The organism is Candidatus Polarisedimenticolia bacterium, assembly GCA_035764505.1.
GTDB lineage: Bacteria > Acidobacteriota > Polarisedimenticolia > Gp22-AA2 > AA152 > AA152.
This window is the reverse complement of record DASTZC010000205.1, coordinates 1-20,381: the sequence shown is the minus strand read 5'-3', so window position 1 is coordinate 20,381 and position 20,381 is coordinate 1. Positions and strand designations below refer to the sequence as shown.

At 64.9% G+C, this 20,381-nt stretch carries 18 protein-coding genes, 2 tRNA genes and 1 other RNA gene; 15 read left to right on the top strand and 6 right to left on the bottom strand.

Annotated features, from left to right (window positions below):
- The 5 genes from VFW45_13535 to VFW45_13515 form a co-directional block, all read left to right on the top strand.
- Positions 1-1,734 (top strand): hypothetical protein (locus tag VFW45_13535; protein ID HEU5181804.1); only part of this gene is annotated, 1,734 nt, incomplete at its 5' end.
- An 80-nt stretch (positions 1,735-1,814) separates the two neighbouring features.
- Positions 1,815-1,908, top strand: a tRNA-Ser gene (locus VFW45_13530).
- Positions 1,909-2,107: 199 nt separating this feature from the next.
- The gene (locus tag VFW45_13525) at positions 2,108-3,889 is read left to right on the top strand and encodes a DUF885 domain-containing protein (protein HEU5181803.1); all 1,782 of its coding nucleotides are present in this window, start codon (positions 2,108-2,110) and stop codon (positions 3,887-3,889) included.
- A gap of 98 nt (positions 3,890-3,987) precedes the next feature.
- A tRNA-Ser gene (locus VFW45_13520) sits at positions 3,988-4,077 on the top strand.
- A gap of 48 nt (positions 4,078-4,125) precedes the next feature.
- A complete protein-coding gene (locus tag VFW45_13515; protein ID HEU5181802.1) occupies positions 4,126-4,452 on the top strand; it encodes a nuclear transport factor 2 family protein in 327 nt (108 codons plus the stop codon).
- An 88-nt stretch (positions 4,453-4,540) separates the two neighbouring features.
- Here the strand turns inward: VFW45_13515 and VFW45_13510 are convergent, their stop codons facing one another.
- A complete protein-coding gene (locus VFW45_13510) occupies positions 4,541-6,082 on the bottom strand; it encodes a hypothetical protein (protein ID HEU5181801.1) in 1,542 nt (513 codons plus the stop codon).
- Positions 6,083-6,336: 254 nt separating this feature from the next.
- Here VFW45_13510 and arsN2 point away from each other — a divergent pair, with 254 nt between their 5' ends.
- Complete coding sequence (gene arsN2 / locus VFW45_13505) at positions 6,337-6,771, top strand: arsenic resistance N-acetyltransferase ArsN2 (GenBank protein ID HEU5181800.1); 435 nt, start codon at positions 6,337-6,339, stop codon at positions 6,769-6,771.
- A gap of 12 nt (positions 6,772-6,783) precedes the next feature.
- Here arsN2 and VFW45_13500 read toward each other — a convergent pair whose 3' ends face one another.
- Complete coding sequence (locus tag VFW45_13500) at positions 6,784-6,981, bottom strand: hypothetical protein (protein HEU5181799.1); 198 nt, start codon at positions 6,979-6,981, stop codon at positions 6,784-6,786.
- 110 nt (positions 6,982-7,091) lie between these two features.
- Entirely contained in the window at positions 7,092-7,490 is a 399-nt protein-coding gene (locus tag VFW45_13495; protein HEU5181798.1) for a PaaI family thioesterase, read from the bottom strand.
- A 207-nt stretch (positions 7,491-7,697) separates the two neighbouring features.
- Between VFW45_13495 and VFW45_13490 the strand changes: the two genes are divergently transcribed.
- Both VFW45_13490 and acs read left to right on the top strand, forming a co-directional pair.
- Positions 7,698-8,228 (top strand): NUDIX hydrolase, encoded by a 531-nt coding sequence (locus tag VFW45_13490; protein HEU5181797.1) that lies wholly within the window; start codon positions 7,698-7,700, stop codon positions 8,226-8,228.
- Positions 8,229-8,323: 95 nt separating this feature from the next.
- Complete coding sequence (acs, locus tag VFW45_13485) at positions 8,324-10,279, top strand: acetate--CoA ligase (GenBank protein ID HEU5181796.1); 1,956 nt, start codon at positions 8,324-8,326, stop codon at positions 10,277-10,279.
- A gap of 197 nt (positions 10,280-10,476) precedes the next feature.
- On the opposite strand, the gene VFW45_13480 is transcribed toward acs, so the two are convergent.
- Positions 10,477-12,156, bottom strand: a complete 1,680-nt coding sequence (locus VFW45_13480; protein HEU5181795.1) for a carbamoyltransferase C-terminal domain-containing protein — start codon at positions 12,154-12,156, stop codon at positions 10,477-10,479.
- A gap of 1,018 nt (positions 12,157-13,174) precedes the next feature.
- Between VFW45_13480 and ffs the strand changes: the two genes are divergently transcribed.
- The 7 genes from ffs to VFW45_13445 all read left to right on the top strand — a co-directional run bounded on the left by ffs (position 13,175) and on the right by VFW45_13445 (position 17,953).
- Positions 13,175-13,274, top strand: an RNA gene (ffs, locus tag VFW45_13475) — signal recognition particle sRNA small type.
- 40 nt (positions 13,275-13,314) lie between these two features.
- Complete coding sequence (dnaX, locus tag VFW45_13470; protein HEU5181794.1) at positions 13,315-15,108, top strand: DNA polymerase III subunit gamma/tau; 1,794 nt, start codon at positions 13,315-13,317, stop codon at positions 15,106-15,108.
- Positions 15,109-15,408, top strand: a complete 300-nt coding sequence (locus tag VFW45_13465; protein HEU5181793.1) for a YbaB/EbfC family nucleoid-associated protein — start codon at positions 15,109-15,111, stop codon at positions 15,406-15,408.
- A gap of 1 nt (position 15,409) precedes the next feature.
- Positions 15,410-16,006: a recombination mediator RecR gene (gene recR / locus VFW45_13460; GenBank protein HEU5181792.1), complete on the top strand. Its 597-nt coding sequence runs from the start codon at positions 15,410-15,412 to the stop codon at positions 16,004-16,006.
- Positions 16,007-16,157: 151 nt separating this feature from the next.
- The gene (locus tag VFW45_13455; GenBank protein HEU5181791.1) at positions 16,158-16,718 is read left to right on the top strand and encodes a hypothetical protein; all 561 of its coding nucleotides are present in this window, start codon (positions 16,158-16,160) and stop codon (positions 16,716-16,718) included.
- Positions 16,719-16,722: 4 nt separating this feature from the next.
- Positions 16,723-17,256 (top strand): sigma-70 family RNA polymerase sigma factor, encoded by a 534-nt coding sequence (locus VFW45_13450; GenBank protein HEU5181790.1) that lies wholly within the window; start codon positions 16,723-16,725, stop codon positions 17,254-17,256.
- Positions 17,257-17,320: 64 nt separating this feature from the next.
- Positions 17,321-17,953: a YciI family protein gene (locus VFW45_13445; protein ID HEU5181789.1), complete on the top strand. Its 633-nt coding sequence runs from the start codon at positions 17,321-17,323 to the stop codon at positions 17,951-17,953.
- A 382-nt stretch (positions 17,954-18,335) separates the two neighbouring features.
- Here VFW45_13445 and VFW45_13440 read toward each other — a convergent pair whose 3' ends face one another.
- Positions 18,336-19,643 carry an amino acid permease gene (locus VFW45_13440; protein ID HEU5181788.1) on the bottom strand — a complete coding sequence of 436 codons (1,308 nt, stop codon included), beginning with the start codon at positions 19,641-19,643 and terminating at the stop codon, positions 18,336-18,338.
- 139 nt (positions 19,644-19,782) lie between these two features.
- Positions 19,783-20,381 (bottom strand): OPT/YSL family transporter (locus VFW45_13435; protein HEU5181787.1); only part of this gene is annotated, 599 nt, incomplete at its 5' end.

The window sequence follows — 20,381 nt, the reverse complement described above, 5'->3', positions numbered from 1 at the left end:
CCGGACGCAGGAGGAGCGATCACCTGCCAGGGCACATCTCAGAGCTGCGACGATGCCAACCCCTGCACCCAGGACAGCTGTGATTCCGCGACGGGGCAATGCGGCCACCCCGCGATCAGCTGCAACGACGGCAACGTCTGCACCACCGACACCTGCGACCCGGCGGCAGGCGGCTGTGTGCGGACGCCAGCCCCCGGATTCTGCAATATGGGGCGTCTGTGCACGGTGAACGACACCTGCAGCGGCGGGAACTGCTTCCTCGGTGTGCCGAGGAACTGCGCTGACGCCGTGCAATGCACGCGCGATTCTTGCTCGGAAAGCGGTGGAGGCTGCGTCCACCTCCTCGATACCACTCTCTGCGGGCCGGAGGGCCCCTGTATAGACTGGCAGTGCCTGCCGGGCCAAGGCAACGGCTGTTTCAACACCCTGCGCAACACGATGAAGGAATGTGACGGGAACCCCTGTACCCAAGACACGTGCCAGAACTCCCTTTGCATCGGAGGCGCGTTCGGAGGCACCACCAACCCGTGCGACGACCACAATGCCTGCACGACCGGCGATCGATGTAACCCGACGACCCGGCAATGCCAGGGCGGCGCGCCCGTCTCATGCGACGACGGCAATCCCTGCACGACCGACAGCTGCAGTGCGAGCACTGGTCAGTGCTCGCACCAGGGAGAAGGAGGGCCCGGGACCTGCGGCATCGGGGCCTGCCAGCGCAGCGTCGATTGCCTGACCAATCCCGACGACTGCGTCCCGGGAACGCCGAGCCCCGAAACCTGCAACAACATCGATGACGACTGTGATGGTCTGGTCGATGACCTCGGGTCGGCGACCTGCGGCATCGGCGCCTGCTTGCGCACGGTGTCCAACTGCCTCAATGGAGCGCCGCAGACCTGCGCTCCCGGAGCCCCCACCTCCGAGACCTGCAACGCCGCGGACGACGACTGCAACGGGCTGGTGGATGACCTGGGGACGACGACCTGCGGCGAGTTTTCCTGCGAACGGACCGTCGACAACTGCCTGAATGGCGTTCCGCAAACCTGCATCCCCGGAACCCCGCAGGAGGAGGTCTGTAACGCCCTGGACGACGATTGCGACGGGGAGATCGATGAAGGACAGACAACCTGCGGGGAGGGAGCCTGCCAGGTGACGGTGGACCTCTGCATCGACGGCAATCCGCAGGACTGCGTGCCAGGAACCCCGGCGCCCGAGGATGTCTGCAACGGCATCGACGACGACTGCGACGGGGTCGTGGACCAGGGAAGAATCCAGGCCGATTGCATCCTCAACCCCTCCACCTTGAACCTCAACGCGCAGGGGTCGACCTTCAACATCGAGTGCAAGCTGACGGATCGATGTGGCTCCGCTCCGGTTCCGGGCACGCAAATCGGCACGGTTTATATCTCGAGGGCCGACGCCGGCCAGGGCGCCGCCCTGCCCGATCCCACCACGCTCCCCTGCCCCGACCCGGTGCTGGGCTCGCTCTACGAGCGCGGCATCGTCGAGGATGCCGCCGCGCGGCAGAATTCGCCCAAGGGCGCCACGTTCAAGTTCGACGTTCCCAGCGATGGAAGCTGCGCCACGCTCGATGGCGATCGGCAGGACTTGGCGGCGCGTCTCGCCGCGATCCCCGACAACACGACCGCCACGATCTGCGTTTCCGGGAAGGCGGACAGCATCGACTTCATCGGCTGCGCGACCGCGCTGGTGCGCAACAAAGGTCTGCGCTGAGGCGGAGCATCCTGGCGCGGCGCCGTGTTATCATGGGCGCTCGAAAATCGCCGATGCGCTTCTCGTCGCGTGCCTCATGCGGAGAGGTACCGAAGTGGCTGTAACGGGCCCGCCTCGAAAGCGGGTTGGCGCCTAACCCGCGCCACGTGGGTTCGAATCCCACCCTCTCCGCCACCTTCTTCCCCCATCCCCCTTCGATTCTGCAAACCATGGCCCAGGCGTGGTAGCTTATTTGCTTGGCTCGGGCCGCCCCATCTGTCCGGACCGCCCAAACCGACATGCATGAATCCCATGAGGTGTGTCCTTGTTCCAATCTTCTTCGACCGCCAAGTCCATGCTTTGGGCCGGCACCCTGGCCTTGGGAGCGCTCATCTTGATTCATTCGATCGGAGCCGCGGCGGCGCCCGCCGCCGATTACGACAAGAAGTTCTACACCGTTGCGGAGCGCTACCTGGACGAGTCGCTGCACCTGTTCCCGACCCTGGCATCGATCAACGGCTACCACAAGTACGACGGGCTGCTGGAGGATTTCAGCGAGGCGTCGGTCACCAAGATGACGTCGACCTTCACCGCCTTCCGCAAGGAGATATCCGCCATCGACCGTGCCAAGCTGTCGGTCAGCGCGCAGGTGGATCGCGGACTGCTCCTTCAGGATGCCGAGGCGACGCTGCTGACGCTCACCGAGCTGAAGCCGTTTCTCAAGGACCCGCTCTTCTACAACGACATCCTGGGAAACAGCACCCTCTTCGTCACGCAAACCCCGACCGACTCGAAGGACTTTCCGGCCCGCGTCGAATCGATCGTCTCGCGCATGAAGCGGATTCCCGGCCTCCTGGAGCAGGCGAAGAAAAACCTCCAGAACCCCTCCGAGGTGCAGACGAAGTTCTGCATCGTCCTCAACCCGGGCAACCTCGATTTCTTCGAGAACGTGCTGCCGCCCTTGGCCGCGAAGGTGCCGGGACAGCAGGCGGCGGTCGACGCTGAGCGGACCAAGGTGATCGCGGCGCTGAAGGCCTATCAGGGCTGGTTGGAAAGCGATCTGCTGCCGCGCTCGAAGGGAGACTGGCGGCTCGGGCGCGATCTCTGGACGAAAAAGCTCAAGGCGACACTGGCATCCGATCTGTCACCCGAGGAGATCCTCAGCCGCGCCGAGGCGAAGCTCAAGAGCGACCGCGACGAGATGCTCAAGGTGGCTCGGCCGCTGCACGACAAGTTCTTCCCGGATCACAAGCACGCCGAGACGGGAGACGACCTGATCAACGTCGTGGTGAAGGAGACGCTCGCGAAGCTCAGCCAGGATCATTCGAAGCCGGAGGCCCTGTTCGGCGACGTCAAGGACAAGTGGATCCCCAAGATCAAGGGATACATCCGCAAGAGCGGCATCATCGGCCTGCCCCCGGAGGATGACTACTTCGTCATCGAGCCGACTCCCGCCTTCATGGACGGCGTCGCGGTCGCCTTCTTCAATCCGCCGCCCGCCTTCGAGCCGCAGCTGAAGAAATCGTTCTGGGTCTCCTCGATCCCCAAAGGGGGCAGCCCCGAGAAGGACGCCGAGGTCGCGGAAAGCTATCTCAAGGAGTACAACGACTACGGCCTGCAGAGCCTCATCATCCACGAGGCGTTCCCGGGGCACTACGTGCAATCGTGGTACGCTCTGAAATCGCCGCTGGCCACCATCTACAAGAAGGTGTTCGCCTCGGGGACTTTCGCCGAAGGCTGGGCGGTCATGGCGGAGGAGGAGATGTTCACCTCCGGCTTCGCCGAGGGGGATCCCGCCAACTACCTGGTCCACAAGAAATTCGATCTCCGGGTGCCCATGAACGCCATTCTGGATTCCAAGATGCACATCGCCGGGATGTCGGAGGAGGAGACCGACAAGTGGGCGATGGATATGCTGACCCGCTACGGCTTCCAGGAGGAGGCGGAGGCGAAGGGAAAACTGCGCCGGGCCAAGATCACCGCGACGCAGCTGTCGACCTACTTCGTGGGATTCACCGAGCTGTGGGACATCCTCGCCGACGAGAAGGCGGCGGAAGGTGACAAGTTCTCGCTCAAGTCGTTCAACGAGCGGCTGCTCGGCTTCGGGACGATCCCGCCGCGCGACGTGCGCCGGCTGATGTTCCCGCCGGCGCAGAGCAAGACGGGGAAGAAGTAGGAGCGGCGTACGGGCCTGTCCGGGCCGTTTGACCGACCCTTATCGCTGCAATAAGATCCTCGGCCTCCTGGAGAGTCCGGGACGACGCAGCCCCAAACGGAGAGATGACCGAGTGGCTGAAGGTGCACGCTTGGAAAGCGTGTGTGGGGGAAACCTCACCGTGGGTTCGAATCCCACTCTCTCCGCCATGATTTCCCTTCCCGCGATCCCCCTGCCGGCCTGGCGAGGAGCGCTGCATGGCGCATGAAGAACGCGTAAAGCTCTACTACTCGCTGTTCAGTGAGCGCAAGATGAAGGAGTTGGAGGCGCTGTTCACCGACGACAGCCTGATCATCGATTTCCGAGGCACCGAGCATCACAGCACCGGGGTGGTGCGCATGTTCGAGCTCTACCCCGCGACCTCCCGGTTCGAGCTGTTGCGAATCGTGGCCGACGATCACTCGGCCAACACCGCCTTCCGCGTCACCGGCGGCCCCGAAGGCCGCGGCACCGATGGAAGCGACCTCTTCGTCTTCTACGGCGACAAGATTCGGGTCCTGAAGACCACCCTCCCGCCTACCTGAAGCGCGCTCGTCTCCCTCCTAGGCTCCGTTCGCCACCTCGCGGGAAGCCGCTCCTTCCGCATCATCCCAACCGGCCAAGCTGCGAATATCACGAGGGGACATTTCTGCCAGCCAGCGACGGCGTGGCTCCGATCGGACAGACTCTCAGCGCCACCCGCGCAACGAGTTCATCAAGCTGAGGATTCCGAATCAGGTAGAGCACCCTCAAGACACGATGACGATCCAGGGGGAGATCGACGACGTTGGCGTCCGCAGGCAGCCTCTCCCGGGTCGAATCCTTCAGCCTGAACATCGTCAAGTCATTCGCAAGGTACGCGTCGCATGCGCTTCGAGCATCGGTGCGTACTTCGGGGTGTCCGAGAACGAAATTGACCCCCCGCGAGAGGAGATAGGCGGTCGTCGCAAGCTTGCGGTGTCCGGGCTTGAGATCCGCCGGAAGACCGTGAAGCGCCACTTCGCGATCCGTCAGCCCAAGCATGTCGACGGTCGGCAGGCGGGAGTAATAAGGAATAGCGCCAACGGCCGTTGTCGCGATGAGAGGAGCCGGATGCGTCGTTGCGAAGAGCCTTTGGAGGTCGAGCCCTATCTGGCGCCAGTTGTCGTCTTCGCCGAGAACGTGAGCCTGGAGGTTTCGCATCGGCTCGATCGCTCCCGCGCCACGAAAAGTCGAGGCATGGTACAGCGAGCCTAGGACCAAAGAGGCCACCACGGTGGACCTGACGGCCATGCTCCGCGGCAGACCGGCGAGGAGCACGATGAAGAAGAACGGGAGAACGGGCACGAGAATCCTGAATTCCATGAAATCGCCGCCGACGGAGATAACGTAGGCCGCCCAGGCCGCGAGGCTCGCTCCCAGCACCCGGATACCGGGACTGCGGAGGGCGTTGCGGGCCTGAACCGCGCTCAGCAGCAATGCCGGAACCATCAAATAGGATCGAACGAAAATGTAGCCATATTGCAGCCCCATCTTCATTACGGCGGTTTCGGCACCTTTCACATGCACCGTATTGGGAAGAATCTCTCCGTAGTAGGACATCTTCCAGCCCAGCCACACGAGAAGACTCATCAGGGCTGGAAGGGACCACCCGAGCGGCCGTATCATGCTCCCGGAGCCGAGTTTCCGGCGCGTACGAAGGCTGCGGACCGTGGCGAGCCACATCGGCGGAACCAGGGCAATCAAAGAGTCGAGCCGTGTCATCAAGGCGAGGGTGCAGGCCCATGACAGACACAGGACATCCCTTGCGCGGGACAGGGGGCGATCCGCAAGCCCGAGATAGGCCACGACGACGAGGAGCAAGGTCTGCAGCTGAGTCTCGAGTCCTCCCGTGGCGTAGCACAGAAAGCTGTAGTTCGACGCCAACAGAAGAACCACCAGGAGCGAATCGGATTCACTGCCGAGGACTCTCCCCGCCAGGCGATGGGTCATGAGCAGCGTGCCGGCGAAACAAGCCAGCCCTGTCGCCTGGGCGAAGAAGACCGCGTCGATGTGCAGCAGGTGCGGAATGGCCATCAGAAGCGTCCACAGGAAATTCGTGTACCCTTCGATCCGCTCGCCGGTGTTGAAGACGAGCCCGTTTCCGTTCGCCAGGTTCCGGGCGTAGCGAAAGGAGATGAAGGCATCGTCCTGCACGAATCGCAATCGATAAGCGAGCAGAACTCCCGCGGCTGCCAGAAAAGCCGGAATCGGGAACCGTCGGGTTCGTAGAGTGTCGGAACGGTTCGTTGGAGAGCCTCCGGACGCGGGATCTCGCGAGATATTCTCGAGCGCGCCTCGAGTCACTTTGAGAGACTTCTATACCGATCACTGCTTCTGGCTGTCAAGGGCCCTTCTCATGAAGCGACCGACAGAGCCTGCTGCGCCCCGGGCCGTCCCAGGGAGGAGCCATGAGGATTGAGGCCGCCTCTTCGCGCGATCTCCCCGGCATCCAGCGACTTCTTCAATGCGTCGCATTGCCGGCGGAAGGGGCCGGCGAGCGCCTTGCGACGACGCTCGTCGCCCGTGAAGACTCGCGGCTGATCGGCACGGCGGCGGTCGAGTTTTACCCGGACGGCGCCCTGCTGCGATCCGTCGCGGTCGAGCCTGGCAAGCAGGGCAGCGGCATCGGCCGGGAGCTGACCGAGGCGGCGCTGCGCCTCGCCCGGGAGGGGGGTGCCGGTGCGGTCTACCTGCTCACCACCACGGCGCAGCGCTTCTTTCCCAAATTCGGCTTCGAGACGATTACCCGGGACGCCGTGCCCGAAACGGTGAAGGCCTCCGACGAGTTCAGGGGCGTCTGCTGCGCCTCCGCCGTCGTGATGCGCAAGACATTGCTTCCCTGACTCTACCTGCCACTACTTCCCTTCGGTTGCAGTGGTGACCAGGTAAAGGGTGGAGATCATCTGGCGGAAGCTGTAGCCCAGGGTCTGGCCGTCGGGGGTAATTTCGCAAGGGCCGTAATCGAGGATTCCGGTAGCGTCCCTGGCCGAGAACTCAGTGAACGGCTTGATCCCACCGGTTTTCAGATCCAGGACGTCGATCCTCCCCGGCACCAAAGGCGTCTCCCCGGTCAATCTTCTCGAGGATCTCGTAGGGACCCAGCTTCGCGCCGATCATCGATTCTTATTGAATGGTAGGAGTACGTCGCGTAGGGCCTGGGATCTCATTCGGGCTTTTTCGGCCAGATGGTCCAGACACCGTGGGCGGAGGCCAGCGTCCTTCCCGACGCGTCGCGAATCTCCCCTTCCGCGAAGGCGACCGACCGGCCGCGGCGCGCCACCCGCCCCTCTCCGATCACGAGGCCCGGGCGGACCGGCTCTCGGAACTGTACCGACAGCTCGAGCGTTCCGGTCCATTCTTCAGGCGTCAGCGAGGAGACGACGGCGCCGCCTAAAGCGGTGTCGAGAAGCGAGGCGACCACACCACCGTGCGCCACGCCCCGCCTGTTGAGGAGCTCCGGTCCCACTTCCAGCTCGTAGCGGGCCTTCCCCTTCTCGCGGAAGACGCAGCGCATTCCCAGGAGCTGGCTGAAGGGAGTCGAGTTCGCTGGCGGCTTGGTCATCGACGTATCCTAAGGGGGCCGCCCGGCGTGGCGCAACAGCGCCTCTTCCACCGCGGAGCGCGGACATCCTGGAGCAGGATTCCACGATCCGCTGCGCGGCGGCTTATGATTCCCGCTTCGAGGTCCTCTGCGCTTCTTGGACTTGGAGCGCGGCGTTGGACCAGAGCGGCGAGACCGCCGCTCCACGATTCATCCAAGGAGCCTGCCATGGGCGAGGTATTGAGCCGCCGCTCGGTCCACGAGGGGCGCAAGATCAAGCTGTATCTGGAAGAAGTCCGGCTGCCCAACGGCGCGCAGACGGAGCTCGAAGTGATCGAGCATCCCGGCGCGTCTGCCATCGTACCGTTCGCGGGGGACGACGAGATTCTCATCATCCGCCAGCACCGCCACTGCGCCGGGGGCATGCTGCTGGAAGTCCCGGCCGGCACGCTCGACAAGGGGGAGTCTCCCGAAGCCTGCGCGCTGCGGGAGATCGAGGAGGAGACCGGCTTCCGCGCCGGACGCCTCGAGCCCCTCGGCTGGATCTGGACCACGCCGGGATTCACGACCGAGAAGATCCACCTGTTCGCGGCCTTCGACCTGACCCCGGGCAAAGCCGACAGGGATCACGATGAGGTGATCACGCTGGAGCGGATGAGATTCTCCGACGCGCTCGAGCGCGCCGCCGGTGGCGACATCACCGACGCCAAGACGATTGCCGCCCTGTTTCGCGCCTCCCGGATCACGTTCCGGAAATGAGCTGCCGCACCGCTGAGATCCGCGCCGCTCATCCTTGACCCGCCGGCGGGGGGCGGGCTATTCTGCCCAATCTCTCGCCCGATGACGGAGATTCCATGCCGCCGAAGAAGAAAATCGACACGGCTCTCGACGACCTCCTGAAAGAGAAACGGACTTTCGCCCCCTCCGCCGAGTTTCGCAAGCTCGCCGCCGTCAAGGACGACTCGCTCTACAAGCGGGCGCAGCGCAACCCCGAGCAGTTCTGGGCCGATCTCGCCTCCGAGCTGCAGTGGGAGAAGCGCTGGCGGAAGGTGCTCGAATGGAAGGCCCCCGACGCGAAGTGGTTCGTCGGCGGCCGGCTCAATGCCAGCGTCAACTGTCTCGACCGGCACCTCAAAGGCGCGCGCCGGAACAAGGCCGCGCTCATCTGGGAGGGCGAGCCGGGCGATCGCCGCACTTACACCTACAAGGACCTGCATCGGGAAGTCTGCCAGTTCGCCAACGTGCTCAAGAAGCTCGGCGTGAAGACCGGCGACCGCGTCGCGCTCTACCTTCCCCTGATCCCGGAGCTGCCGATCGCCATGCTGGCCTGCGCCCGGATCGGCGCGCCGCACACCGTCGTGTTCGGCGGCTTCTCGGCCGAATCGCTGCGCGATCGGATCAACGACGCGGGGGCCAAAGTCCTGGTGACGGCCGACGGTGGCTACCGGCGCGGCAGCCAGGTGCCGCTGAAACAGTATGCCGACGAGGCGGTCGCGGGGTGTCCCACCATCAAGCACGTCATCATGGTCAATCGCGGCGACTTCCAGGTCCACTTCAAGGAAGGGCGCGATCACTGGTGGCACGTCCTGATGGAGGAGGCCTCCGCCGACTGCCCCGCCGTCGACGTCGATTCGGAGCACCTCCTTTACATCCTCTATACCTCCGGCACCACGGGGAAGCCCAAGGGGATCGTGCACACCACCGGCGGCTACCTCACCGGCGCCTACGCCACGACGAAGCATGTCTTCGATCTGCGCGAGGAGGATGTCTACTGGTGCACTGCCGACATCGGCTGGGTGACGGGGCATTCGTATGTGGTCTATGGGCCGCTCGCCAACGGCGCCACGGTGGTGATGTACGAAGGCTCCCCCGATTGGCCCGATCGGGGGCGCTTCTGGCGCATCGTCGAGAAATATGGCGTCACCATCTTCTATACGGCGCCGACCGCCATCCGGGCCTTCATGAAGTGGGGCGACAGCTTCCCGAAGGCGAGCGACCTCTCCTCGCTGCGGCTCCTGGGAACGGTCGGAGAGCCGATCAATCCCGAAGCCTGGATCTGGTACCACGCGCTCATCGGAGGCGGAAGGTGTCCCGTCGTGGATACCTGGTGGCAGACGGAAACTGGAATGATCCTGATCACCCCGCTGCCCGGAGTGACCCGGTTGAAGCCGGGCTCCGCCACGCTAGCCTTCCCCGGCATCGACGCCGCGGTGGTCAACGAGCGGGGTGAGGAGGTGAAGGTCGGCGGCGGGTACCTGGTCCTGCGGCGTCCCTGGCCGTCGATGTTGCGCGGCATCTACGGCGACCCGAAGCGCTTCCGCCAGCAGTACTGGAGCCGCTTCCCCGGCATGTACTTCACCGGCGACGGCGCCAAGCGCGACGCCGACGGCTACTTCTGGCTGCTGGGCCGGGTCGACGACGTCATGAATGTGGCCGGGCACCGGATCGGCACGATGGAGGTGGAATCGGCCCTGGTGGATCACCACTCGGTGGCGGAAGCTGCCGTCGTGGGAGTGGATCACGACATCAAGGGGACCGCGATCGCCGCCTTCGTCACCTTGAAGGAAGGGACCAAATCGCATGCGAACCTCGTTGGGGAGCTGAAGGAGCACGTGGTCAAGAAGATCGGCGCCATCGCCCGCCCCGAGCAGATACTTTTCAGCGCCGAGCTCCCCAAGACTAGATCCGGGAAGATCATGCGCCGTCTGCTGCGTGACATCGCGGGAGGCCATGCCCTGGGTGACACCACGACCTTGGCGGACCCAGCAGTAGTCGCCGCCTTGAAGCAGAGGTATGAGGAAGAAGGTTGAGCTACTTGGCCGGTTAGAGCTGGCGGCGTGCGGGTCGGTCTCGGCAAGGCAGGACTCATCGGTTATCGCACGCCGCAGCTCAACCGGCGCGCGGCGGGCCGTCGAGGCCCGCCGGTAACCCACCTCAGAACCAGCCGACTCAAGGTAGGTCGGGGCGACGGGACTCGCGCCCGCGAAAGGATGGACCATCCCGGAAGTTACGAGCGGGTGACCAGCAGGTCTTCCAGGGCCAAAGCGTCCAAATCCCCCGCCAGGAAAGTCTGGACGGCGTCGGAGGGGGAGCAGACGATCGGCTCTTCGTGGATGTTGAAGGAAGTATTGAGGACGCTGGGGATTCCGGTGCGGCGCAGGTAGGCGGTCAGGATGGCATGGAAGGTGGGATTGGTCTCCTTGTCGACCAGCTGGGGGCGGGCGGTGCCGTCGACGTGCACCGCCGCCGGTGAGGCCTGCTTCATGTAATCGGTGCAATCGTACGTAATCGTCATGAAGCGGGCCGCGTCGGCAGCCACCTCCAGGTTGAGATAGCAGCGGTGCGCCTCTTCCGCGAGCGTCGCGGGAGCGAAGGGCATGAACTCCGTCCTCTTGAGCTTTTCATTGAGCCAGACATTGGCGCGCGGGTCGCTTGCCTGGAACAGGATCGAACGGTTCCCGAGCGCCCGCGGCCCGTACTCCATTCTTCCGGCACAGCGGGCCACTGTCTTGCCGCCGGCCAGCAGCTCGCCGATCTCCTCCCCCGGATCGGCCATCTTCCTCGTCTTCAGTCCTCGCCCCGCCAGCGCCTGGTCCACCTCCGCCGCGGAGAAGCCCGGACCCAGGAAGACGTCGCTCAGGCGCCGGGACTGCATCCCTCCCGCTTCCGCCTGCAGGACCATCGCCGCCCCAGCGCCGGTCCCCGAATCGTTCATAGCCGGGTAGACGAAGACGCGCGACACCCCCTCCATCTCGGCAATCCGCTGGTTGAGCTTGACGTTGGCGACGACCCCGCCCGCCAGCGCCACGCAGTCGGCCCGGTGCTCCCGCAGGAAGGGTTTGAGGTAATCGACCACCACCTTCTCGAGCGTCTCCTGCCAGGCCGCAGCCGCCTGCTCTCGTGGATAGCTCCGCGCCACCTGCGCGGGGAACCGGCGGTCGAACAGGCAGCTCGAGACGAAGCCGTCGCGGGGCGAGAATCGGCCGAGGACCTCGCGTCCCAGGTCGCCCGGCTTGCCGTAGGCGGCCAGCCCCAGGATCTTTCCTTCGTGGCGGTCGGGGACGAAGCCGAGCGCCTTGGTGATCTGGGCATAGAACATCCCCATTGAATGCGGGAAGCGGACCGAGTGGAGCCGCCGCAGCCGGCCTGATTCCCCCAGGGTCACGGTGGTGGTCAGGCCGCTGCCGTAGGCGTCCACCGTCAGCATCAGCGCCCGGTCGAAGCCGGAAGTGAAATAAGCCGAGGCGGCGTGCGCCTCGTGGTGCTCGACGCGGCGCAGATTCGCGAGGAGGCCGAGAGGGGCCAGGCCGGCAACGAGCTCCCGGTGGTAGCGCCGGTGATCCAGGATCGCCTTCCCCGACCAGCGCCCCTGGTAATAGAAGCTTCGAAGGGCCTGGCCCGGACGAGAGAAGACCTCGGAAGGGAGCCGCGTGGCGCTGTTCGCCAGGCAACCCAGGATCAATCGGGACTCTCGCCCCCCTTCGAAGAAGGGATAGGCGACGGCGTCGATTTGGGCCGGGGTGAGGCCTTCGAACTGCAGGGCCTTCTCCAGGCTGCGCGCCGGGAACCCTCCCTGCTGCTTTTCCCGGGTAAGGCGCTCCTCGGACAGCGCAAAAGTGCACCGGCCGTCCCGCAGGATGGCGACGGTGCTCTCCTTGTCCAGGGCAGAAATCCCCAGAATTATCACGGGACGGGCCCTATCCCGGCGTGGGGCGAAGAATACGAGCGCGAAAGGACGCAAAAAGAAAGGCCGCGGGGACCCGCGGCCTTCAACAAATTATGAACAGGAACGGACAACCGATCCTCCACGCTGGTGGAGGCTTTTTATCCTACGCTCCTTCGCGTCGTCAAATCCGGCCTCGTCCTAACGGCAGGGACTCTGGTCGCTCGAGTTGCCGCCGAAATCAACGGCCACGATCGGGCTTGGATTCTCGGTAGACGGCCAGGGCCAAGCCGACAGTCCTCCCACGGGGGGCATCGGCAATGTGGTCGGGGATGAGATGGGATCGAAGACCGTCGTCACCGTGTTCCCGGCGCCGGGGTCCGACACCCTGGGTCCGAAAACCACGGGCGGCTTGGCTGCAACCACCTTGCAAGCGTAAGTCTGGTTGCCCTGCCCGGAGGAGCAAGTCCCCATTTCCATCACCCTCATTGTTGCCTGAAACTGATAATACGCAATTGTTTCCTGCCCGCCGTCGCAGTTCGCCACCACTCTGTCCCACAGCCAGGAAAGAAGGATCAACGCCATTACCATGATCCACCTCCCCGAGTGCCCACGAACCGCCCCTTGCTCGCTCCGCCCACCATGCCCACGTTCCTCTGCCTCCTCCGCGCTCTTCTTCGGGCTCCCTCCCGCTCGCCTCACTCGAGGGGGGAGTCCCGTTGCCCTTTTTCAGGCCCGCCAGGAATCGCCTCGTGGTTTTCCTGTAGGGTCTTGACCGGCCTATTTGCCATTGCAAAAAATTGACCAATACGTCAAGTCCTTGAATTACCCCCGATCTCCTGGGAAGCGCGGAAGTTGCGGGGCGGGAACAGCGCCGCTTGTGAAACTGGAATTTCGAAAAGCGTGGCTGAAAGACGAATTCGTAAGTACTGGAGCGGGTTTCGACGTCTTTTTCGCTTCGTTGACGCGGGGGGATCGCTGGGATAAGATTCGCTCGCTTTTCGGACAAATCAGCGCGGGCTGGAGGCCGGCGCGAGAGCTGGTCCGAGCCCCGCGCATTGCGAACCCCCGAACCCCGCCAGGCCCGGAAGGGAGCAACGGTAAGGAGTAGCTCGCAGGTGCCGCGGGTCACCTTGGACCGGCTCTCGGGCCGGCCAGGCCCTCCTCGAACGGTCACCCTTCATGGCATATCAGGTTCTCGCGCTGAAGTACCGCCCCCAGACCTTCGACGAGGTGGTGGGACAGCGCGCCGTCGTCCAGACCCTGAAGAATTCCCTGCTCAACGATCGCATCGGGCACGCCTACCTCTTTTCCGGGGTGCGCGGCGTCGGCAAAACCACCGTGGCGCGGCTGCTGGCGAAAGCCCTTAACTGCGTCAAGGGCCCAACACCGACCCCCTGCAACGAGTGCTCCTCCTGCATCGAGATCGGGCAATCCCGCTCCCTCGACGTCCTGGAGATCGACGGCGCCTCCAACAACAGCGTGGACGACGTGCGCGAGCTGCGCGACACGGCGCGCTACGCGCCCTCGCGCGATCGCAACCGCATCTTCATCATCGATGAAGTCCACATGCTCTCGAACTCGGCCTTCAACGCGCTGCTGAAGACGCTGGAGGAGCCGCCGCCCCGCGTCGTCTTCATCTTCGCCACCACCGAATACCGCAAGATCCCGGTGACCATCCTGTCGCGCTGCCAGCACTTCGATTTCAAGCGCATCGCCCAAGGGGACATCGCCGACCACCTGGGGCGCATCGCGGCTTCCGAAAAGGTGACGATCTCGCCTTACGCGTTGAGCCTGATTGCCCGGATGGCCGACGGCTCGCTGAGGGACGGCCAGAGCGCCTTGGACCAGGTGATCGCCTATTGCGGCTCCGTGGTGCGGGACGAGGATGCCCGGGCCATCCTCGGGGTGCTGGACCGGGAAATCCTGGCGGGATTCGTCGAAAAGGTGGCCGACCGCGACAGCGCGGGCCTGCTCTCGCTGGTGGATCAGGTCCTCGAATCGGGCCACGATCCGGCGCTGTTTCTGGGCAATCTCATGGAGCAAGTAAGAGATCTGCTGCTCATGAAGATCGTCCCCGATCCGGTCAAGAGCCTGGGGCTGGCCCAGGACGAGGTGTCGGCGTTCGCGCCGCTGAAGGAGCGCTTCTCCCAGGAAGACCTGCTGCGCATCATGGACGCCATCGCCCGGGAGGAAGCCCGCATCCGCTACTCGCCGCAGCCTCGCTACCTGCTCGAGGCGCTGGCGGTACGGCTTTGCCATCTGACGCACCTGGAGCCGCTCGAAGAGCTCCTGGCGCGCTTCCCGGACAGCGCGGCCGGCGCGACTCCGGGTGGCGGCAAGCCTCCGGCGCCGAAGCCCGAGAAGCCCGGCCCAAGACGCTCCTCCACGCCGGCGGCCGATGCCGCCTTCGAGGCAGGCAGTGTCTCGATCAATCCGCTTCCCTCCCCAGCCGGAGGACCGCCATCGCTCGACCTTCCCGTCGCGGCCGCTGCTGAAGCGCCGCCGGAGATCGCGGATGCCGAGCAGGCTCCCGTCACGATGGCCCGGGGGGGAGACGAGGCGCCCGAAGCCCGGGCCCAGGTCGAGGCGATCCTGGAGCGTATTCATACCGAGCGCAGCGCGCTGTGGGGATTCCTGAGCCACGCTTCGTTTTTCGACCTTACCGGGGACGCCTTCGTCATCAGCCTTCCCGAGGACAAGGCCCTGTTCCGGGCGAGCATCGAGCGCAAGGAATACCTGGCGGTCATCCGCTCCGTGGTCGAGTCGGTCACGGGGAAGAAGGTGGAAGTCAGAGTGCAGCAAACGGCGGCGCTGCCCGCGGATGCCGCGCCTTCGCTCACGGCGGTCCCGGCCGCCGATGCGGCCGCGGAGGAGAAGAAGCGCCGCCTCCTGGAGGAAGCGACGAAGTCGCCGGAGGTGCGCAGCTTGCTGGACCTGTTCGAAGGCGAGATCATCGAGATCGAGGAGGCGTAGGTGGACTTCGGCGGCATCATGAAGCAGGCGCAGCAGATGCAGGAGCGCATCAAGCAAAAGATGGAGGAGCTCAAGGTGGAGGGGACATCCGGAGGCGGGATGGTCACCGTCACGATGAGCGGCTCGAAGAAGCTGCTGGGTGTGAAAATCTCCCCGGAAGTGTTCACCTCGGGTGATGCGGAGATGCTGGAGGACCTCATCCTGGCGGCGGTGAACGTCGCCGCGCAGAACGTCGACGAAGCGCTGAAAGAGCATCTCGGCTCGCTCGCCGGGGGATTGAAGCTGCCGGGATTGTTCTAGGATGAGCTACGCCGATCCGATCGAGCGGCTGGTCGCCGCGCTCAAGCGGCTGCCCGGCATCGGCACCAAGTCGGCGCAGCGCCTCGCCTTCGCCATCCTCCACCAGGGCCGCGACGAATCGCTGGAGCTTTCCGCCGCCATCCAGGAAGTCAAGGACAAGATCCGCCTCTGCTCCGTCTGCTGCCACATCACCGACGTGGATCCCTGTCGCTTCTGCGGCGACGAGGCGCGCGACCGGGGAACGCTGTGCGTCGTGGAGGAGCCCAACAACCTGCTGGCGATCGAAAAGACGCGCGAGTACAAGGGGGTCTACCATGTCCTGCACGGCTCGCTGTCGCCGCTGCGCGGCATCGGCCCCGAGGCTCTGAAGATCGACGAGCTCATGCGGCGCGTGCGCTCGGGCGGCGTGCGCGAGGTCATCCTGGCCACCAACCCGACGGTGGAAGGGGAGCAGACGGCGAGCTATCTCTCCAGCCTCCTCAAGCCGCTGGGAGTGAAGACCAGCCGCATCGCCATCGGCATTCCCGTCGGCTCCGAGATTGAGTACACCGACGAGGTCACGATGTCGAAGGCGCTGGAAGGCCGCCGGGAAGTCTAAGTGTCGCCCTGCGACCCCGCAGACCCCATAGAGCGAACCTGGTCCACGGATCATTGCCCCGTCAGTCGACCCAACCTTTTCTTACGCCCCGATCACTCAAGGTATGCGGAATAGAACTGGAGCGCTGGGCACTAGCGCCCGAGGAGGGTCGATGAGGATCGAGGGAAATGCTTGTCGGATGGTCGTCCTGGCCGGGCTCCTCCTGGGCGCACCGGCGATGCAGGCGGAGGCGCGGGAGGCCCGCGCGCCGGCTGAAGTCTCGCAGGAGGGGAGACCGGCCCCGGCGGCGGCTTTCGAGCGCTTCAAGGCGCTGGCCGGGACCTGGATCGGACGCAGCACGAAAGGCTGGGAGGACGACGTGACGATCGACGTGATCGCCGGCGGCTCGGTGGTTCGGGAATCCAGCTTCAATGCCCACCCGGGCGAGACGATGCTCACCCTGTTCCACCTGGACGGCGATCGCCTGATGCTGACGCATTATTGCGTGGCGCGTAACCAGCCACGGATGGTGGCGAGCCGTTTCGAGGAGGGCGGCAGGAAAGTCGCCTTCGACTTCCTCGATGCCACCAATCTGACGCGCCCCGGCGCCGGACACATGCATTCCTCGGTGTTCGAGTTTCGCGATGCCGACCATTTCACCTCGCGCTGGGCCTGGTTCCAGGACGGCAGCGAGCGCTGGATGGAGGAGATTGTCTACGAGCGCAAGCGCTGAGCGGATGGAATCGATTCCCGACCGCGAAAGCGAGGATCGATCCCTGGTGGAGGCTTTCCTGCGGGAACGCTCGGAGGCGGCTTTCCGGGCGCTTTACCACCTGCACTCTCCGCGCCTTTACCAGCTGGCGCTGCGGCTGTCGGGGTGGCATGAAGAGGAAGCTCGCGAGATCGTCCAGGAAAGCTGGGTGCGGGCGATGCGCAAGCTGGCGGAGTTCCGCTGGGAGTCGAGGCTCTCCACCTGGCTCGCGGGGATTGTGGTTCGACGTGCCTGCGAGGCGCGCCGCACTCGACGCCTGGAGGTTCCGATGGAGGAACACCTTCCGGAGAACGCCGCGAGCGTGTCCCAGGAGCCGGATTGGGATCTCGAGAGGGCGATTGCCGCGCTTGCGCCGGGATATCGGCGCGTCCTGATCCTGCACGATGTCGAAGGGAACACCCACGCGGAGATCGCCGCCCTTCTCGGTATCGAAGCAGGGACCTCGAAGAGCCAGCTGTTCGAGGCACGCAAAGTGCTGCGGCGGAAGCTGGGACGCTGAGAGGTTTGCTGGAGGAAGAAGAGCTTTCGCGCCCGCGGAGCGGCCGTGGAAAGGAGTCGATGACGTGGTGGAAAGACGCGACGAAGAGAACCTGGATCCGGTGACGGAGCGGGAGCTGCGCTCCCTGCCGCGAGAGCGGCGTCCTCCCCAGGATCTCGAGAGGATGGTGGTGTCGGACCTGAGGCGGGAAGGACTGCTCGGATCGCGGCTACTCGCGCCGAGGCCCTGGATGCGCGCCGCGGCCTCGCTGGCCCTCCTGGCCATCGGCTTCGCGGCCGGCGCATGGTGGATGCGCCCCGCCCTTTCCTGGGAGACGCGCACTCAGGCACGCAATGAGCCTCGGTTCCTGCTCCTGCTGCACGAGTCACCGGACATGGAGACGCTCTCTCACGAGCGGCAGGCGGCCATGGTCAAAGAATACAAGGCCTGGGCGGCGGAAGGAGCGAGGCAAGGCTTCCTGCTGGAGGGCGAGAAGCTGAGGGAGGTACGGAGGCTGCTGCCCACGACCAAGTGGAGCACGGCCATTCACGTGCCCAACGCTCCGGGGAGTGACTCCAGCGCTTCGGCGGGACCGTTCATCGGTGGCTATTTCGTGATCCGGGCGGCCAATTACGAAGAGGCCCTTCGCCTGGCTCGGACCTGTCCCCATCTGCGGCATGGCGGCCGAATCGAAGTGCGCGAGATCGACCCGGTCTAGGTCCCCGGCCGGTGGAGGGATATGAGGGTCAACTGTTCCGGAGCTTATGCGAGGTCAGGGGCGATCCTGCCCGCTTATGGCTGAGTGGAGGTGGCCGATGCGACAAATCGCTGTCGGATTCCTGATCGGGGCGGTCGTGACGATCGGTGCTACTCGCGTGCTGAGTGCCGTTAAAGCAACCGAGGTTCTGAGTGTTGGCGAGACCACGGAGAGGGTGAGACCAGGCAACGTGATTAGCGGCGCGAATTTGGGATTCCGAGTGGAGAGATTCGAGGGCAGGCAGGTTGTCGGCACCCTTGTCGTTTATATGAATGGGGTATGGAAGGAGTCGGTGCCTTCCCAACGGGTCACCCCCGCGAGTCCATAGGCTTTGATGCTGGAATCAGGCCGAAGCGCGGCGGGCCCGCAGGTAGAGGTAGCCTCCGGAGGCGAAGATCAGCAGGCAGCCGCCGACGATCTTCAAGACCGAGAGCAGCGCATTGGTGGCCTCCTGGGGCGGGATGAGTGCCACGGCGATCGCCGTCACGGTCGTCACGAAGCCGAGGCCGCACCAGAACCAGGCCGCGGCCTTGCCGCCGGGAATCGGGATGACCTCGGAAGGCAGCCCCTCGCGCGCGCGCAGCACCAGCGTGGCGGCGAACAGGTAGAGATACGGGACGAAATAGATGATGACGGTGATGTTGACCAGGGTCAGGTAAGCCTCCTCGACGCTCCCGCCGATGTACCCCGTGGCGATGAACAGGCTCGAGATGATCCCCTGCGCCAGGATCGACACGTAGGGAGAGCCGTACTTCGGGTGCACTTTCCCGAAGGTCGAGGGGAGATACCGGTCCAACCCCACCACGAACGGAATGCGCGCCGAGCCGGCCACCCAGGCGCTCGTCCCTCCCAACCCGCTCACCATCAGCAGGAACGCCAGGATCGACATGATCCAGACCACGCCGACTCTGGAAGTGACCTCGGCGATCGCCTGCATGACGCCATGGACGACGCTCACCTCCTTGGCCGGCACCGCCACGTAGATCGACAGGCTTCCCGAGATGTAGATCAGGGCCACCAGGATCCCGCCGATGACGATGCCGCGCGGCACGTTGCGCCGCGGGTCGCGGATCTCGCCCCCCATGATCGAGGCCAGCTCCAATCCGGCGAAGGCGAAGCACATCTGCGACCAGTAGTTCAGCGTGTCGAACGAGCCTTCCGGCTTGAGCCCCCTCCACGAGAACGGATTCGCCGATCCGAACATGTAGTAGGCGGAGACGCCCATCAGGACCAGCACCAGCGCCGGCACCCACGTCCCCACGGCCCCGAGGTTCTGCAGCCACTTCCCCGCCTTCAGCCCGCGGATGTTGATCAGGATGACGAACCAGAAGAACAGCAGCGACAGCGAGGTCACGAAGACCTTGTTGTCCCCGAGCGCCTGGATCCGCGTTCCCCCGATGTAGACGGCGTTGCCGACGGTGAAGGCGAGCAGGCCGGGGAAATAGAGCAGGTTGTTGGTCCAATAGCACCAGCCGCAGACGAAGCCGTGGAAATCGCCGAAGGCTTTCTTCGTCCAGACGTAGATGCCCCCTTCCTGCGGGTAGCGGGTCGACAGCTCGGTGACCGCGAGCCCCTGGGGAACGAAGAAGGCGGCGAAGGCGAGGAGCCACAAGGTTAGGGAGGCGGCGCCGTAACGCGATGCGGAGGCCAGCCAGCGGATGCCGGTGATGGCAACGACATTGAGGAAGACCAGGTCGAGCAGGCCGAGCTCGCGCCGGAGCTCGGCGACCTTGCCGGAGGGGGCGGAGCGCGCGGATTGGCTCAGGCGGCGTTCCTCCTGCCGGAGGCGGCTACATCATCGCCGCGGGAGGCGCGGGCTCGTCGGGGCTGCCGGCATTGCGCAGCGGCACGGCGACCATGACCCACCCCATCACCGCCAGCACCACCAATCCGACGACGTAAGAGGGATCCGGCAGAAGACTGGGAATGGGCCCGTTCTTGGCCCATGCATAACCCGCTGTAATCAGCCCGACCAGCGCCTCGCCGGCAATGAGTCCCGAGGCGATCAGGATGCCGACGTTCTCCACGCGGATGCGCTGCGCCGCGTTGTAGCCGCGCCGCGCGGCGCGCGCGTCGCAGTACCAGCGGATCAGACCGCCTACGAAGATGGCAAAGGTGGTGTCCAGCGGCAGATACATTCCCACCGCCACCAGCATCGGGCTGCGAACCTGCAGCATGATCATGACCACGCCGAAGAACATGCCGCACACCACCAGCGGCCAGGCCATCTCGCCCCCCACGATCCCCTGGGCCAGCGACGCCATGAGCCCTGCCTGCGGAGCAGAAAGCTTCGGGTCTCCGAAGCCGATTCCTCCCGCCGCGATGTTGCCGCGATACAGCACCATCACCGGGAAGAACATGATCAGGCTGGCTGCCGCGACGGCCACCA